The sequence below is a fragment of the Microbacterium sp. P5_E9 genome (genome assembly GCF_054049175.1).
The window spans coordinates 1-16,896 of the sequence record NZ_JBFUMV010000027.1; the positions used below are offsets into that span (position 1 = coordinate 1).

Annotated in this window: 13 protein-coding genes and 1 pseudogene; 8 read left to right on the forward strand and 6 right to left on the reverse strand. The window is 64.8% G+C overall.

Annotated elements, in window-relative coordinates:
- The coding region (locus ACXJ3V_RS19830; protein WP_457102075.1) for a DUF2235 domain-containing protein at positions 1-1,145 on the reverse strand (1,145 nt) is incomplete at its 3' end.
- 344 nt (positions 1,146-1,489) lie between these two features.
- Here ACXJ3V_RS19830 and ACXJ3V_RS19835 point away from each other — a divergent pair.
- The 3 genes from ACXJ3V_RS19835 (at position 1,490) to ACXJ3V_RS19845 (ending at position 4,275) form a co-directional block, all read left to right on the forward strand.
- A complete protein-coding gene (locus ACXJ3V_RS19835) occupies positions 1,490-1,810 on the forward strand; it encodes a hypothetical protein (protein WP_457102076.1) in 321 nt (106 codons plus the stop codon).
- Positions 1,811-1,911: 101 nt separating this feature from the next.
- Positions 1,912-3,438, forward strand: a complete 1,527-nt coding sequence (locus ACXJ3V_RS19840; protein ID WP_457102077.1) for a tyrosinase family protein — start codon at positions 1,912-1,914, stop codon at positions 3,436-3,438.
- 93 nt (positions 3,439-3,531) lie between these two features.
- The gene (locus ACXJ3V_RS19845; protein ID WP_457102078.1) at positions 3,532-4,275 is read left to right on the forward strand and encodes a copper chaperone; all 744 of its coding nucleotides are present in this window, start codon (positions 3,532-3,534) and stop codon (positions 4,273-4,275) included.
- On the opposite strand, the gene ACXJ3V_RS19850 is transcribed toward ACXJ3V_RS19845, so the two are convergent.
- The gene (locus ACXJ3V_RS19850; RefSeq protein WP_457102079.1) at positions 4,250-5,581 is read right to left on the reverse strand and encodes a hypothetical protein; all 1,332 of its coding nucleotides are present in this window, start codon (positions 5,579-5,581) and stop codon (positions 4,250-4,252) included. The genes ACXJ3V_RS19845 and ACXJ3V_RS19850 overlap by 26 nt on opposite strands.
- Positions 5,578-7,569: a hypothetical protein gene (locus tag ACXJ3V_RS19855; RefSeq protein ID WP_457102080.1), complete on the reverse strand. Its 1,992-nt coding sequence runs from the start codon at positions 7,567-7,569 to the stop codon at positions 5,578-5,580. The genes ACXJ3V_RS19850 and ACXJ3V_RS19855 overlap by 4 nt, the downstream gene beginning before the upstream one ends.
- A 1,368-nt stretch (positions 7,570-8,937) precedes the next feature.
- On the opposite strand from ACXJ3V_RS19855, the gene ACXJ3V_RS19860 reads away from it, so the two are divergent.
- The gene (locus ACXJ3V_RS19860) at positions 8,938-9,477 is read left to right on the forward strand and encodes a hypothetical protein (protein ID WP_457102081.1); all 540 of its coding nucleotides are present in this window, start codon (positions 8,938-8,940) and stop codon (positions 9,475-9,477) included.
- A gap of 84 nt (positions 9,478-9,561) precedes the next feature.
- Complete coding sequence (locus ACXJ3V_RS19865) at positions 9,562-10,737, forward strand: patatin-like phospholipase family protein (protein ID WP_457102082.1); 1,176 nt, start codon at positions 9,562-9,564, stop codon at positions 10,735-10,737.
- Positions 10,738-10,816: 79 nt separating this feature from the next.
- Here the strand turns inward: ACXJ3V_RS19865 and ACXJ3V_RS19870 are convergent, their stop codons facing one another.
- Positions 10,817-11,050, reverse strand: a complete 234-nt coding sequence (locus ACXJ3V_RS19870; RefSeq protein WP_457102083.1) for a hypothetical protein — start codon at positions 11,048-11,050, stop codon at positions 10,817-10,819.
- Positions 11,051-11,139: 89 nt separating this feature from the next.
- Between ACXJ3V_RS19870 and ACXJ3V_RS19875 the strand changes: the two genes are divergently transcribed.
- On the forward strand, positions 11,140-11,523 hold the full coding sequence (locus tag ACXJ3V_RS19875; RefSeq protein WP_457102084.1) for a hypothetical protein: 384 nt from the start codon (positions 11,140-11,142) through the stop codon (positions 11,521-11,523).
- Here the strand turns inward: ACXJ3V_RS19875 and ACXJ3V_RS19880 are convergent.
- On the reverse strand, positions 11,500-13,464 hold the full coding sequence (locus ACXJ3V_RS19880; protein WP_457102085.1) for a peroxidase family protein: 1,965 nt from the start codon (positions 13,462-13,464) through the stop codon (positions 11,500-11,502). The genes ACXJ3V_RS19875 and ACXJ3V_RS19880 overlap by 24 nt on opposite strands.
- A gap of 409 nt (positions 13,465-13,873) precedes the next feature.
- Here ACXJ3V_RS19880 and ACXJ3V_RS19885 point away from each other — a divergent pair, with 409 nt between their 5' ends.
- Together ACXJ3V_RS19885 and ACXJ3V_RS19890 are read left to right on the forward strand one after the other, a co-directional pair.
- Positions 13,874-14,809, forward strand: a complete 936-nt coding sequence (locus tag ACXJ3V_RS19885; protein ID WP_457102086.1) for a hypothetical protein — start codon at positions 13,874-13,876, stop codon at positions 14,807-14,809.
- An 84-nt stretch (positions 14,810-14,893) separates the two neighbouring features.
- Positions 14,894-15,859, forward strand: coding sequence for a hypothetical protein (locus ACXJ3V_RS19890; protein ID WP_457102087.1), 966 nt, complete (start codon positions 14,894-14,896; stop codon positions 15,857-15,859).
- Between the two features lie 737 nt (positions 15,860-16,596).
- Here the strand turns inward: ACXJ3V_RS19890 and ACXJ3V_RS19895 are convergent.
- Positions 16,597-16,896: pseudogene (locus ACXJ3V_RS19895) on the reverse strand (hypothetical protein); the annotation flags it as partial.

Genomic DNA, 16,896 nt, shown 5'->3' on the forward strand with positions numbered 1-16,896 from the left:
GTGTCAATGCGCCTCCACACGCTCTCATGCAGCTCGTCACCAGAACGGATCTCGCGCTTCCGCCAACCCCCGAGGAACCACCAGTACCACTTGTGGCGATGGATGATCCCGAACCCTCGTTTCTCGAGGGAGATGCCTCCGCGAATATCTTGCACTGATGCGAGCGCACTGTCGTCGACGCGTAATCCGGCATYGGTTGCCTCGTTGAGCATCCATGCGAACGCGACGTCTGCAAGTCCGTGATCGTCGTCGTAGAAGCCGCCGACGTCGCAGTGAACGCCGGCGAACCACAGCTCCCTATATCGGCCGCTCGAGGCCTGGACGGCGTCGCCGTCGAAACGGTAGATCGGGAACATGAATCGTGGCTCGTCGATCGACATCGCATGTCGTGCGATGTCGACGTTTGTGATCCGCGCGGTGAATGGCCACCGCGCCTGCTCAATGCGCGCCTTCCAGTTCAGCCAGCCCACCGATTTCACGGTGTCCCACACGCCAAGGAACCTTACTTGAGGATGCCCACGATCGAAGGCGTCGGGGAAGTCAGGGTTTCCGAACCGGTCGGTGAAGGAGTTGCGCATCACCCAAAAAGCGTTCTCGGACGCGTCTTTGGGGGACACGGAGGGCTTACCCGTGCGCTGCTCGGGAGGCGCCGTCGCCCGCGGGTTGTTCGCGCCCTTCGTTTGCGCGTAGAGCTTGAGTGCGTACGGGGCAAGGTTGTTCGCCCCGGAGCGGAGAAGTCCGACGGTGCGCAGCATCCCGGTGAGCGCTCGTGCGGTGTACGCGCCCCTCGAGAAGCCGAAGACGTAGATCTGGTCGCCTAATCGGTAGTGATCCGCCAACCAGACGTATGCCTCCTCGATGTTGTCTTTGATACCGAACCCCGCAACAAGTCCCGCGAATCGGGTAAGCGACTTCCCCCAGCCGGTCACGGCGGCCCGCGCGCCCATGGTTCCGACGCCGGGGTCGTAATAGACCAGCTGAGCGTCACTCTTCTCAGCAACCTGATAAAGCCGCGTCACGGCGGTCGCGCCGGTTTCAGGCTCGTTGCTCGTGCCGTCAAAGCAGATCACAAGATTCCGTGGAGGCGGGCTCGAGTCCAATGGCGCGCCAGAATCTGAGAGATCATCCCCACGGCTTGCCATCATCCCCGACTCCTTCAGGGTCCCCAAAAAAGGCGTCAAACCAGTAAACGGTCGGCGAGATACGGCGCACCGTCACGCGCTCGCGAATCGCCGCTCAGCCGGGCGATTCGTGCTCAGCGTAGCGGGTGCTTTGACCTCCGCGAGGGAAAAGTAGCGGAACATGCGGCGGGTCGAAGTAGACCATACTGCCGTTGCTCAGGAAGGATCGCGGCGCGCCCGCCGTCGGGCCAGCCTACGCACTCGCCCGGTTCTGTGGCGAACCGCTGACGATCGCCGCTCGGGATCTATCTGGTGCCTTCGTGGTACGGGCTGGCGCTGCAGACCCGCGTAGCCCGGTCGGATCCGCCGTGGCCCGATCATGGGTGGCGGCGATGGGCGGCTCGGGCGTATGGTTCGTCGCATCGCGCACATCGCTGAGCGACCGTGAGGGGAGCGGTATGGGAACGGTGAAGCTGACTGGGTCGTCGATGGAAGATCCAGACAAATCGGTGAGTGATCATTTCAATGAGGCTCTTGAATCTGCTGTGAACCAGGAACCGGAACGAACAGGTAACGCCCCACGGATATATTCGGTCATGCGCTCCTGGTTCGAGGCCGGAGGTGTGGTGGGCGGTCGCATCTACTACGTCGAGCTCGCGATTGCGGGTGCTGACGTGCCCGACGCGTAGCAGCTGCGACGATGGTGATTAGGAGGCCGGCGTGGGGGGATGGCGCTCCCCTGAATGGCTGGTCGGAAGAGTGGATCTGGTACGCCGCGGCGATTGCGCGGATGAAGGCCCGAACGCCACGACTCGATCAATTCCGAGAACTGTTCAGGCAGGCCCTGGCCACTGCCACAGAGGAGGTCGGCCTTGATCCGCAACTCACGGCGGCGATGGGGGCTATCGCGATGGAGTGGAGCGATCCGCTGAGTCTTGGCTATCAGTCCCAGGTACACGGCACTTATGCCGTGGATAGGTCGCGGTGGCCGAGGTTCAAGCGCAAGAAGGTGCTATGGGAAGAATGCGCGCACAATCAGTGGTTTTTCCTGCCGTGGCACCGCGCGTATCTCGCCGAGTTCGAGATCGTGGTCCGCCGTCACATTGAAGACCTCGGTGGTCCGGCAGCCGACTGGGCGCTCCCGTACTGGAACTACACTGACTATCAGGCCGATCCGAAACGCCTCGGGCTCCCGTTGCCACTGCGCGGTGCGGCCGTGCCGCCGGGTGTTCAGATCCCCGGCCTCGAACCCATCCCAGGTCAGCCGCTCGCCAACCCCTTGTTTGAACCCACGCGTGAGTTGAGAGGGGACCAACCCCCCGGCGCTTCTCCCGGCTGGGCGTCTGCGGCCATCGCGTTGCGACGACCGCACTACGCAAATCAGAACGATACCGGGATGGTGTCCCTGGGCGGAGGTGTGATCGAGAAGCCCAACAACCCGAAGCTCTTCCATGGGGGTGGCGAACGCGGTTTCCTCGACAACCAGCCGCACGGAAGCACGCATGGTCACGTCGGCGGCTTCATGGGCGAGTTCGAGACCGCCGCGCTGGACCCGACGTTTTGGGTACACCACTGCAACGTTGACCGGTTGTGGGAGACCTACGCGCATGATCTGGGCCACGGGTACCCATTCGAGCAGGGTGAGATTCCGCCTAGCAACGCGAAGAAGTCTTGGACGAGTCACAAGTTCAAGTTCCTCCGCGCAGATGGGACGGTGAAGGAGTACACAGCGAACGCCGTGACGGATGTCGCGACCCTCGACTATCGGTACGCCGAAACGGCGCCACCGCCGTTAGCGCCAGTGGCACCTGCGCCTCGGGGTGCGGAGATTGATCCGTTCGGCATTGCCCCTCCCGCGCTGGCGGAGCCGCTGGCTTCGGCCAGGGACGTGGTGCTGCACAGCAGCACCCACGTGCCTTTACACCGGCCAGCCCCGGAGCGGGGTCAACGGGCGCTCGTGGCGGGCTCGTTCCCCGGGGACACGCAGTGGTCCTTGCGGATGACCGGCGTGCGGTCGGCGGTACCGGCGAGGACGTCGTTTGATGTGTACCTCGGTCTTGGGGGAGCGGACGCCGACCCGCACGACCTTCGTCATTATTGCGGCGGGCTCTCGTTGTTCGGTGCTTATGAGGCGACAGTCGATAACGACGCGTCCACGTCCGATGGTGTGAATCAGATGTTCGACGTGACAGAGCAGATTGGGTCACAGGGAGGTAATTTTTTGATCGACGGAGCAGTGGTGACGTTCTTCGCCGTGGACCCCGACCGCAGCACCGCTGGGATATCCATCGACCAGATCACGCTTGAGTTCAGCTGACGGGCAATGGAGGTGCGGGTTTTCGCTGACGCCGACAGGCGCGGCGCCCTCAGAACGTCGCGAAGGACCTCCACGACCCGATGGCTGACCGCGATGGCGCTCGCGGGGTGGGTGGCCTACGTTGCGTTGATGATTGCGATGTGGCTGTCGCCGAACGCCAGCAGTGCGCCACCCGATCTCGGTCTTCAATCGGAGGTAGTGGGCGGCGACCACACGACGCATGGTCTTTTTTCGAGCGCGCCCCCGCGGTCGCAGTTGATCGCCCCTCAGATGTGGCATGTGCTGATGTGGGTTCCGATGGTCGCGATGATGGCGCCCTGGATCAGCTACAACATCCGATTTGTAACGACGCGTACGCCGGCCAGGCGGCGCGCGAGGGCCGGGCTCGAGGTCGCGGTCGCATGGACCTTCGTCTGGCTGATCGCGCTGGTACCCCTCGCATTTGCCTCTGACCTGCTGCGCACCGCTCTCGGGGAGTCGTGGGCCCTCGTCCTTTCCGTCGCGGGTGCCGCCTTCTGGCAGCTCACGCCGTGGAAGCGACGTGCGTTACTACGGTGCGACCGCACGATGGCGCCGCCATTGGATGCCAGAGCCGCCCGACATGCGTGCCTGACTTTCGGGGCGCGACTCGGATGGTGGTGCGTGGTCAGTGACTGGGCGTTCATGTTGGTCATGGGCGCCGCGCACCATCATGTCCTGGTGGTCGTCGGCCTTCTTGCAGTCAGCTGGTTCGAGCGATTCCGCCTGCCCCACCACGATCGCCGCTCGGCTGAGACGGGCCTGTTTGTGACGGCCATCGGCGCTGCGGCCGTCACCCTTGCGCTGGTCCAGGTGTGAACACGAATCTGCCCGCGCCCTGGGCGGGCGCGGTGAGGTCGAACCACCACACATCGGGGTCGAGCGAGTCGGTGCTGTAGACGGGGCCGCGCTTCCCGAGGCCCTCGACGAGGCGTGGCTTGGGGACCTCGCCCTCTTTCGACTTGCTAAATACGTCACGCTTGGTTGTCAGTACCGAGGTCAACGGACGACGGKTCGGGGTCCTCCCCTCCCACAGGTCGTACAGGCTTGTGGGCGTGGCGTTCCGACTGCCGTGATGACCAACCTTGTAGAGGTCGACATCAGCGAGCTTGCGTTGCAGGGTGCGATCGAGCGGCCGGTTGTTGCGTCCCAACGCGCATTCCAGCGTGAACGACCAATTCTCGGCCTGAGCATCGCCCGGGAGCAGGAGCGTGCGATCGCCGACCGTGACGAGCAGGATCACGCTCGTGTTGTTCAACACGTCGTCGAACGCCTCGAACAGTTCCAGGCCCTGGCCCAGTTCGTTCTCTCGGAACGCACGCACTAACCATTCGGCCGCGCCGAGCCCGTGTGGTGGTGCGAGTACTTTGAGGGCTCTTCTCTCGGCGCTCGCCTCACGTGTCTGCAGGTCCGGCCATTGATCTCCTTCAGCCAAGGCCAGCCAGTACTCCTCCGATGTCTTGGCGTAGCTGGTGAGTCGTCTCACCTGCTCGAGGGTCGGCGGGCCGAGTACCTGGATGCTGACCCCGGGCAGCAGGCTCTTCACCGCCACTTCATCGCCTGCCCGAACGTACTTCGCGCGCGCGTCGCCGGCCCATCCCTCCAGTGCGGCGATCGCCTCCGTATTCGTGAAGCCCAGGCTAGCCAGTTCGGCAGCCCGCTCGCCCGCGCGCTTCGAGTCGAACTCGAACTTGTTCACCTGGTCAGCGGTGTCTTGAAGCGCCGCGAGGGTGCCGATGAATGCCACTGATCGGTGGTCGAGCCGCGCTCGCTCCTGACCCTTTTCGGGTATGTCGGTCCACGGTCTGATGACCACGCGAGGCCGAAGCTCTGTGATCAGGGCCTGGATGGGCTTCGCTGCGAAGCCGCCGATGTGGTCCTTGTGGCGGTGTGTCGCGACGAGCACTTCGAGGTGTCCGCCGCAGTGTTCACGCACCTTTTCGGCGACCTCAGTGAGGCTCGGCCCGTTCTCATCGGCCTCCTTGGTGCCCAGATCGATGAGCATATGTCGTTCGTCGACGACGCCCGCGTTGTTGGCGTACCCCACCGTCACCAGCAGGCAGTCGCCGAAACCAACCCGGTATGCGCGGAGCCGGACATATTCCGCGAGTGGGGCGGCGCTCACCACGAGGCGTCCCAAGCGTCGTCGTGCAGAAGCGCGAACCGCTTCTTATCAGAAACACCGTCGGAGGCGCCGACGACGCCGTCACGCCCGACGCGCTCGTGAGTGAACAGATATGCCAGGCGATCGGTCTGCCGCTTCTTCTCAAGAATGGGCTTGCGCTGATGCAGCCGGAATCTGCCGAACTGGTCGAACACGAGCACACCCCCGCCCCAGAGTTCGACGATGGCGTCGGGGCTCATGCCCTCGGGTCGTTCGATGCCCGGGGGCAGGTCGCCGGCGCGTCCGCGCAGTCGCTGGGTGTAGTCGGCCAACACTTCGGTAACGATGAGCCCGTCGGGCCCGGAGCGAGTGCTAGCGAGCACCCGCTCCACGACCGTCGTCAGCCGTACGTCAATCTCGAGCAAGCCCGCGTTGTTCCAGATGAATTGGTAGATCTCCTCGGGCGACGTGCGCATGGCCGCGTAGTTGAGGTGCTCGTAGCGCAGTCCTCCAACCAGGGTCGTGTCAGGGTCGGGTGCCACTTCGGCGAGTTCGTCGAGGTCGCGTGTCGAACTTTGTTTGCTGGGGCCGGCGGAGCCCGCGGCCCGCGGAGTCGCCCGCGGTGCGACCACCCCGTCTTCGTCGAGAATGCGATGGGGTGGAGGCTTTATGCCAAAGCTCTCGAAAGTCCGGCCGAGGGTTCCGCGATAGTCGTGTGAGTCGTTGGGTGCCAAGCGGCGGTCGGCGGTGATGATCGAGTCGATCACGTCGTGGAACTCGAGTTCGACGGGTGGAAGGTAGTCGAGTGATCGGAGGATCATACCAAGCAGGTGCTGCGCGGCCTTCGTCCCCTCTTCGACCATGCGGGCGCGATCGAGCCCGTAGAAGTTCTCCAGTGGATCGAGCCGATTCACCCAGATGTCGACGAAGGACTGCATGAACGCAGCGACAAGAACGTCGGCTCGGCGGTGCGGTTCATCGTAGGAATGGTCTCGACGCCATTGCTTGTTGGGCGAGAGGGTGACGGCGCGGCGGAGAGACGGATACAGGCCGTCGTCGGGGCTCTGAGGTGACTCGTGGACGCCACGAGATGGGTCGATAGTGCCGAGCTGCTCGGCGAGGCGCGTGAGTGGCGATCTCATGAGGTGCTGGGCACGCGCAGCTCTTCGCTCGGCCAGTTTCGACACGATCGCCGGTCGCCCCTCGTCTGGTTCGCCGGGGAACGCGAATCGGTCGCGCAGCGCGTCCTCGGGTGCGCCGCCCTGGTTGCGCGTTCTCTGGTCGCCTGCCAGTAGCCTGTCGGCCACTCCGTCGATCTGAAAGACGGAGAGCATCGCTACGATGTCGGCCAGCGCCTCGTGGAACGCCAACTGATCAGGTAGCCCTGGTTCGGTGAAGCGCGGGCGGAGACCGTCGAGAATCGCGTGGCTCACCTCATGCGCGATGACGTCGTATGAGAGCGACGTGAAGATCGATGGCCGGTCGCCGTAGGCGGGCAGCCATCCGAAGAGGACGGCGTTGTGCTCGGCGGAGTAAAAGGCGTTGGCTTCGACACGCGCCGCCGGGACGAGGTACAAGTGCGGGTAGCCGGACCGCCAGGCGATGGGTCGACCCAAGTTCTTCTCGAACGTCGCGAGCGTTGCCGCGGCGATCGCGAAGACATTCTGCTCCCGAAACTTCGGGTTGTGCACGCGGCGGGTGATCGTTGCGGCGAGTTCGCGGATCTTTGTGGATGGTGGAGGCGCTTGCGACTGCTTCGCCTGCGTGCGGTACAGGCGTGCCCACGGGTCTGCGTAGAGCCAAGGCTCACTCGGTGGACTTATGGGCAGTGGCGGCTGGGAGACACTCGTGCCCAGATCGATGTCTACGACGTGGAATCGGTGACCTCGTGGACCAGCCGCCAAGCGCTCCGCGGGTACATCGATCTGGGCCAGGAGCGGGCCGCCGCCGACCGCGGTCACGGTGGGATCCTGAGCGAGCACCGTCATGCGGACGGACTCGCTGGCCATGAGATCTTGGCCGGCCGGCCGCCGCGTCGCAATAGGTTCATCCGTGGCACCCGCACCGGTACCCGTGGCATTCGCTCGTCTTGGATCTGCCGGTGACACCCCGGCGGCGCGAGAACCGCTCTCGATCCCGTCGGGTTGTTCGTCGATCCGGGCTGGCCCAGATGCTCCAGGCAACTCGAGCCAGCTGGGCCGAGCGGTCATCTGCGGGGTGTCGGCGTATCGACCGCGTCGTGCCGGTGCAGTACGCGCGTTCGTAGCCACAGCTACCCCCCTCGTCGCCGGGATGCCGTCCCCTTGCGGCGCGCCCTGGGTGTTGCTTACTCCTCTACAACGCGCGCTGTCAAGCGCAGGCGATCCTGCGGGCTGGGGGAGTGGAACCAGGAGCGCTGTCGAATGCTTTCGAGAAGCTCCACTCAACGGGACGTCACCCCTGTCCGCAGAATTTGCCATTTGACGATGACTATCGGCGTACCCCATGGCCAGGGATGTTGCGGATGAACACCCATGTTTGCACGGGGTCATCGACTGGGGGCTACAGTCCTTCGCGAACGGCGAAACGAGCAACTACTAGGTCCTCGTCGTCACTCAACACGATGAGGACTACACCGGTGGCGCGATCTCACTGCTCGACGACCCGAATCTAAACGACGGAACAGCCCACCGAACATCTCAACTCGTGCCCCGAGATGCTCAGAAAACGATTCAACTCCGCCTGCACGCCCTCCCATGAGTGGAAGGGTCCGGCGTCGAAGAGCAATTGGTGGGGGTAGGCCTCCGTCCCCTACTCGACCGCGATCGCGTCGCCGTGCCGGGCTGGCAGCATCTCTACCGCGAGCATCAGGCGCCCACGGGGGTGTCGAGCTCGCCGTGCGAGACGAGGAGGAGACCGACTGGGCGCCTTCCGCGGACAAGCGAGTGCCGTGCGGTGGCGACCGCGTCCGCGGTAATTTTGGTTGAGGCGGAACGCCGATCGACCGATGTCCTGGGCAATACAGCTAGCGGTGATGCTTACGGGGCCGCTACGCTTCGGTGCAACCGCTGGGGCGATGCAATGGCGCGTGGAATCGCTGGGTTGCGGCCCGGATGGGTGCTTTTCATCCTCGGTTGCCAGTTCGCCGTGTTGCTCGCGCTGCTGATCCTGTCCTTCCTCGGACAGGGTGGTTCCCCACAACGGGTGCTGTCATCKGCGGCGTATTCCCCTGGATCGTCCCGTGGGCAGCCGCGCTCGGCGGCGCGAGCCACGCTTTGTACTCGCTGAGTTCCCACTGGAAGAACTTCCGAACGTCGACAGCGGCGCAGCGCAGGTTGGCGGAGCGGCAAGGGTGGCACTGGAACGCGTTCTACTTGGTTCGAGTAATTCTGGGATGCGTGTTCGGTACCGTTGCCGCGCTCGTCGTCGTATGGGTGACGAAGTCCATAGATGTCGGCATCGCCAACGCAGCGGGAATCTCGACGTCCGGAAAGATTGTGCTGTTCGTCATCGCGTTCGTCGTGGGCTTCCAACAGGACTACTTCAAGGAACTCATCAAGCGTGTCGCGGCCATACTCCTCACGAAGCCCGAGACAGGTCCCGGAAGTGGTCAGGACACGCCTCCCGAGGCATCGGCGCTGGAGCTGCGCGGCGATCTCCAGTTCGGCGATGTTCCGGTGGACACATCAGCGGTTCGGGAGATTACGATCGCGAACCTTACCGACCAGGAGCTCACCGGCCTCGCAGTCGCCGTCATGGACGCCTCGGACGGAATCACGGTCGCACCCGCCTCCCTCGCGAATCTCGCTGGACGTGCGACCACGACCGCGACGGTGACGTTCTCGCCAACTTCGAAGGGCACGCCCACGGGCCGGCTTACCGCTAGTCGGAACGGCGAGGCCCTCGATCACCTTCCTATCAAGGGACGCGGGCGGTGACTTCGAGTCGCCGACCGGTCAAACGAACGTTCTGATGCTTGTTCGGACGATCGCACGCATCCCCCCGCTCGCCGCGGAAAGTATGTGCACGAAAGCAAGAAAGTGCTGCGGACGGCCAAAGTGGGCGTCAGGATAAGGATCGTGGCCAGTGAGGAACGACGCGTCGATGTGGGACTATGCCTATCCGGCGGCGGCTATCGGGCAGCGGTGTTCCATCTGGGGTCGCTGCTACGCCTGAACGAGGCCGGGATGCTGGCTCGGCTGCGGACGGTGTCGAGTGTGTCCGGCGGTTCAATCGTCGCCGCTTGGCTGGGGTACCGCTGGCCGCATCTGCGCTTTGAGGATGGCGTCTGCCACAACCTCACGGAGGAGATTGTCGACCCTTTGCTCGCGTTCACTCGCGAGGGGGTCGACGCCGCGGCGGTGATTCGAGGCGCTTTCATCCCTGGAGTGATCGATCGACAGGTGCAGAAGGCGTACCGTCGGCTTTTCGGTGACGCCACTCTTGCCGACCTGCCTGGCCGCGGTGAGGGACCAGAGGTGATCCTCACTGCGACCAACCTGAGTACCGGCGCGCTGTTCCGCTTCGGCCGATTCGGGGTGGGCGACTTTCGCCGGGATCCCGACGACACCAGCGCGGGCTTCTTCCAGGCGCCGACAGTGCCCCTCGTCACAGCGGTGGCGGCTTCGTCGGCGTTCCCTCCGATACTGTCACCGTGCATCTTCCCCGCCGCACAGTTCGCCGAGTCCCGGGCGGCCCAGCGGACGGTTTACCTCACCGACGGCGGGATCTACGACAACCTCGGCGTGGAGCCCCTCGACGACAAGGCCCACAAGATCGTTTTGAGCAGCGACGGCGGCGCGCCATTTCGCACCAAACCGAAGCCGCCGCGGTGGTATCTCGCAGGTACTGTTCATGTGCTGAAGGTCGTCGACCTCCAGGTCCGAAAGTTGCGCCGGCAGGAGCTCATCGCTTCGGCGAACCCGGGGCGACTGGTCGGCTACTGGGGCATCAACATCCCGCTGATCCGGTACCAGCAAGCGGATCGGACAGCGGGTGCAGCGCCGTTCGCGGTACTTCCAGTCAGCGACTCCCGGCGCGCCGCGCTAGCGGGCATCCCCACTCGTCTGGCACCCCTGAGCCGGGAGCAGCAGCATCAGCTGGTCAACTGGGGTTACGCGCTCGCCGACGCCACCATCCGGCGCTACATCATCGACGGTGCCCGCGGCAGCTTTCCCTACCCAGGCGGCGTCGGATGAGCCCCCGACGCCATAGCTGATCCGCGCAGTTCGTCGAACTTCCGGTGACGCGTCCTACAAGATCACCGACCGCGAAGTCTCAGCGCTCAGGGCGGCGAGCTGCACCGAGGAGGAGATCTTCGAGATCACCGTTGCCGCGGCGACCGGCGCCGCGCTGAAGCGTCTCGCCATTGGCGTGCAGGCGGCCGGGAGCCGTGAAATGCGCCTGCATGTCTTGGAACACAGTCACAAACTGCCCGCGCGGCTCTTTATCCGGGTGGCAGAACTGATGTCCCGACAGCCGATGGACAACGTCGCTCTTGCTGCGATGCATCGGCCCGACTTCTGGGGTCGCCCCTTCGTCGCGCTTGCGACGCAAGTGCTGTGCGGACCAGTCGTACTGGCCGTGGCGAGCGGGAGTACATGGCGATGCGGGTACCGCGCTTCAACTCCTGCCCGTTCTGCGTGCGCGTGCACACCGAGACCACGAGGATCGAGGCTCACCGTCAAGTCTCACTCCACGACCCTTCGGTGCTTCGGCCCGAACTTGCCACGGTGATCCTGCTGCTCGAGAAGTTCACGACGGACCCGGAGGCGTACGGGCCGACCGACGTCACCGCTGCCCGGGAGGCGGGAGTCTCCGATGAATCGATCATCGAGGCGCTGCACATCGGCTTCCTGTTCAACACAGTCAATCGGATGGCCAACGCCTTCGACTGGACCCGGGAATCTGAGGAGCATGGGCGGGTGGCCGCGAAGGTGATCCACCGAATCAACTACCAGCTACCGGGATTCACCCTCCGCTAGGAACGCCTTCTCCGCGCGCTTCCAAAGCCCGAATGCGTTTGGGAGATCGGAGACGTAGGGTGCGAGCTCCGGGCAGTGGCGCGTGAGCACCGTGCCCATCGTGGCATCTCGGACCCACTGCATCCCTTCGGGCGTGTACACGTCGTCGGTGAACGCCTCGGTGAAGAAGCGGTCGCTGTTCAGGCGCCGCGACGCCATCAGCACGAAGATGCGGAATGCCGTGTCGCTGAAGGCGAACCCCTCGGGCAGATCCTCAGACATCACTCCCGGGATGAGGTCGAGATCCTTCAGCTTCCCGTCGTAGACCTCGGCCAACTCCGCCGCCCACTGCTTGTTGCTCGTCACCTCGTCGAATGACTCGGGGACGGTGAGGTGCAGCAGCCGCCGGAACTCGCAGTAGCGGGGAACGCCCAACTCACGGCACCGCGTGATGTCGAGCGCCGCGATGTCCATGATCTTGCCGTCCGGCCGCGTGTAGTGCTGGAKCCCACGGGGGAAGTTGTGCAGCGTCACGAGCCCGGGGTTCATGGTCCCGAACGTGTAGAGCAGGTCGCCGAGCGGAACGGTGCGCAGGATCGGCACCGCGTGTGGGCCGGTGAGCTCGGAGAACTGCTTCGCTCCGAGCGTCGTCGAGTCGTCCGTCGCCGCCCGGAAGTCGAAGTCGTCGGGGATCAGCGGGTGCATCCGGTAGACGGCGACGAACTCCTCGGTGAGGGCGTACGGCACCCCATAGTCTTCGGTGGGTGTGCCCGGGATGCCGCGAAGCGCCTCGTTGTCGGAGAACGTCGCCACGAAGTCGTGCAGCTTCGCTCCTGCGAGGCCGTACCAATTGGCGTGCAGCGCCGCTGCCGCGGTGGGATGCGCCGTCACTGCCGGTGTCCACTCGACCGTGTGGATCTTGGCGATCACGGCGCAGGTGACGAGCCGTGCCTTCTGGAACAGCGTCTCGTCGTCGAAATCCGGGTGGGCCGCCGCCAGACGATCCGCGACGGCGTTGTGTTCGCGCGTGAACAGCATCTGCATCATCCCGAGCCCCAGCCAGAACCCCGGCGTGCGGGTGGGATCGGCGGCGGGGTCGGCCGGGATCGGTGGCAGTCCGTCGACGAGCCGAATGCGGCCGCCGGCGCTCTCGCGCAGGAACATCTGCGCTGCGCGGTCGTTGCCGTAGATCGATGAGCCGTCCCACCAGTGTGTGTTCGTGTTGATGAAGGTGCGTGGACCGGTCGCGTCGGGCGGTGAGGTCGCATCGTCTGGCACCCGCATTACCTGGACGGGCGGGGTGGGCCAGGTGTCTTCGTCGACGGGCGGCATCACCCAGGGACGGTCGGTGGGACTGGTGCCGTGCCGGAACCAGTCGTGGATCATGAACTGCAACCACGACGCGATGATCGCGTTGCCGGCCGTGGCGGCGTCCAGCTTGTCGCGGGTCATGAGTTTGAGGCTGATTTCGCGCGGGTTCGGGATCAGCATCCGGGCGTCGTCGCGCTTCGTATCTTCGAGCGAGACGTTGCGTCCGAAGCGCGTGTTCGCCATGCCCATGTCGGGGTGCTCGAGGTCGTTCCAGCTCCCGTCCGGCGTGCGCTCGGTGAGGAACCGCTGCTCGAAGGGTGGCGCGGTGGTCGCGTTCACGGCCGGAAGTCGGCTGGTGTCGAACAGGTTCTGCTGGCGGAGTGTGTCGCGGATGCCGATCAGCTGTGCGAGCCCGAGCGCTTTCGGCAGTTCGTACCAGGGCTTCTCGCGGGACCAGTCATCGGCGACGCGGTCGTACCACTCCTGGAATGCTCCCGGCTTATGAGGCTCGTCCGCGGTGCTCTCGTACGTGGCGACGTGCTCGTCGGTGACACCTGTCCCGACAGGCGCTTCCGCGGGTGCGCTCGCGACGATGCTCTCAACGGTGTTGTCGGGTGTGCTCTGGGCGGGGTCCTCGTCGGTCGGTTCCATGGTGCGCTCCTCTCACGGTGAGGAGCAGGATGCGCGCCCCTCGATACGGCTTAGCACCTGATGACATTGACGGCCAGACCCTCTCGCTCGCCTCGTTGTACCGTCGTGATCGGCCTCACCTCGGGATTCTCTGGGTGGTGACCGGCGCGATACCACTCATCGGCATCTGGTTGTTGCTGCGGTGTTCTGTGATGGTGACCGCCGCGTTCGCGCTGGCAGTCGTCGCGATCCAGCAATTCGCAATGGACGATCGGCACGCTCCTGATCGCCCTGTTCCTCTACGTCGTTACGCAGCTGTGTCGCGGGTCTTACCCAAGCCCTGGACTGGTTTCCCTGCCACTCAATATCCGAGCGGAGGGCCTGCACATTGGCCGCCGCGTGGCTCCGGACACGGTCGCCCTCCCAGCGGATGCGCTCGCTCGCCGGGTTCCGGGCGGGGGCGCTCGGCAGAGGTCGCTGGATTGTGGCGGCGAAATCGACCTCGACGGGGCCGGGACCGGGACCCGCGATTCGGGGCGCCGTCGACCAGCCGGACCGTCTTCGCTATGAGACGCCTTACGGGAATTTCCGCTCAGGCGTATCCTGCACGCAGATTCATGCTCTTCCCAGAGGACGACCCTCCGCGCCGTCGGAGCGGAGGTGGATGGTGGTCGCGATTGAGAGACGCCGGCGTGGACTGCGTGCGGTCGTGCTCGCGGTCGTGCTTGCCGGGTCCGTTGCATCGCTGGCCGCGTGCGCGCCGACAACCACGGAAGGCGCAGGGGAGCAGACCCCGAGCCAGTCGCAGAGCGATCAAATCGCGAGCCCGTCGGAGAGCGAGCCGACGATCACGCCCTCGGATGACGTGATCGTCGATCCCGTCCAGGAGACGCGACGAACAGGCCCCTCTGTGGACATCGGAGGTCCGCCCAGCGGCGGGCAGGGTCTGGAAGACCTCGGCGATGGTCGCTGGTGCGAGGGCATCGCCCTGTTCTGGGGCAGCGGTAGCGAGGGAGTTCCCGAAGGGGTGACGTTCACGGTGGAGGGAATCACGTCGAACCCTGAGGGTGTCGTTTTGGGAGACGATCAGGAGGTGTGCGGGCAGTTCGGAGCTGAACACGGGTGCATCGGCTTCCCGCTCACGTATGACACAGTGAACATCTTCTGCACCCTGGTCCTGGAGCCAACGGCCGACTTCGTGAACGGGACTGTGCTCGGGCTGGCTGGGACACTCGACTGTCCCACGAAAGAGGTCTGCGACGCCATGGCGACCCGCGAGATCGAGCAGGGCCCGCCCATCGTCATCTGCGATCCGGCATTCACGGACGCCGGCAACGCGTGTGTTCCCGTCGAGTCGCACGAGTGAGAGCGGCATGATGAGGACGCGATTCATGTCATGCCCATCGCAGGAGATCTGCGATGAAGTCACGACTGGGGAGGGTGACGGCTGATGGCACGGATCACCCGACCTCGAAGCGCCGCGCTCGAACCTGCGGAAAAGGAGACTGGGGCGGCCGGACCACCAGCGGAGCCGCAGGAACTCGGCTTCGAGAAGTGGATAGGTTTCCTTTCCAAGTTCATCGCACCCGCCACCCTGATCACCGCGCTGCTGTTCTACTTCGGCTACGTGTCGTCGCGGGAGTACTTCCTCTACTTCGGGGTCGATGTCGACGTGCTGAGCCTGAGCAATCAGCAGTTTGTGATGCGCAGCCCCGGCGCGCTGTTCGTGCCCGTCATGGTGATCGTTCTCGCCGCCGCCGGGCTCATCGTCGGGCACCGGGTGCTCCGCCGGCGCGTACGTGCCATGAACGAAGTCCGCCAGACGCGCGTGATACGCATCTTCGGATGGACCGGGGTGATCCTGCTCACGATCGGACTCCTGCTCGCGTTCCTGTTCGCCGTGCTCGGGAACTGGGACTACTACGGCTTCGTGACACCGCTATGCCTCGCCGTCGGCGCGGGACTCACCGCCTACTCCCTGTCCACGGCTCGGGCAGTGACTGGGAGCAAAGAAGGACGCAGTGCGATCGTCCTGCTGGTCGCGGCGGTCGTGGCAGGCGTCTTCTGGGCGACGGCGACGGTCGCGCAATGGTGGGGCCTTGGTCAGGCGCGCTTTCTCGCCGCCGACATGGGTGTGCTGCCCGCGGTCGTGCTCGACAGCAAGCAGCCCCTTCAAGCGGGAAGTGCGGACATCCAGCAGACCGAACTCGCGCGCGGCTTGACCCCGGAGGAGGCGCAAGGGCAGTTCCTCTATCGGTATCACGGGCTCCGCTTGCTCGTCCGCGGTGGCGACTATCTCTTCCTCGTCCCGGACCTGTGGTCGCCCAACGCGTCCACCTTGGTGATCCCCCTCGATGACGACGCCTTCCGATTCCGTTTCCGATTCCTGCCCGATTCCAACGGACCGGGGGAGTAGCCGGGATTCACTTAGGTCTGCGCCAAGGTTGCCGACACTACGGCGGCACAGCGATGGCGGCGGACACGATCGAACTCAAGCCATAGGACGAGTCCACGCTCGCCATGTTCGTCAGCACGAACCGCGCTACTCCGAGACCCACGTCGGTGGCCGGGGCTCTGACGGGTGGGACCTGGGATGGAGGCGTCGGCGCCGGTGTCACGAACAGCTCTCACACGCATCCATTGTCGCGTTGAATGCGGTCTGCTACTGTCCACCTTATTCGGGCAGTGCGGTCCGCTTGAGGTGCATCGGTGTGGGGAGTTTGCTCAGGGTCGGGCTAGGTATCCGCCCGTCTCGGGCATGGCGAGAGGGTGCAACGAATGTCGCGTAGCTCAGGGTTCGGCGACGCCGTCAAGAAGGCCTTCGGTCGGAAGCGTGCAGTCGATGTAGAGGTGCTTCGATCAGCGGGCGGACTCGGACCCACCACCCAGACGGGTGCCGTGGACTCAGCGRCGCCAGCCCAACCGCCCAGTGGGGGGTCAGAGGTAACTCAGGGAACGCTCTCGGTGGCAAGTGCGGATCCGGAGGAGGGAGGAGAAGTCTTCGAACCGGACGGCCCGACGATCTGAGGATTCGCTCGCAGCGCCGCGGCACCGGGTGTCACGGGCACAGGGTGCGCGGAACGAGCGCTTCGGATGGCGCGGACGAGGGTAAACGCCGAACCMAAGATGGGACTTTCTAGTCGTGCAAAAGACTTATCCGCGTCGCCGGGTGCTGGGCGCATCCGCGCGCTGCGCAACTGCGTCCGCTGCCTCAGGTCGCACCATGTCGGTCGGGACGGTTGGACGATAGGGACTTCCTTTGGCATCTTTGCCGGTGTCCATGCGCTTCCACACGCTCTCATGCAGCTCGTCACCAGAACGGATCTCGCGCTTCCGCCAACCCCCGAGGAACCACCAGTACCACTTGTGGCGATGGATGATCCCGAACCCTCGTTTCTCGAGGGAGATGCCTCCGCGAATATCTTGCACTGATGCGAGCGCACTGTCGTCGAC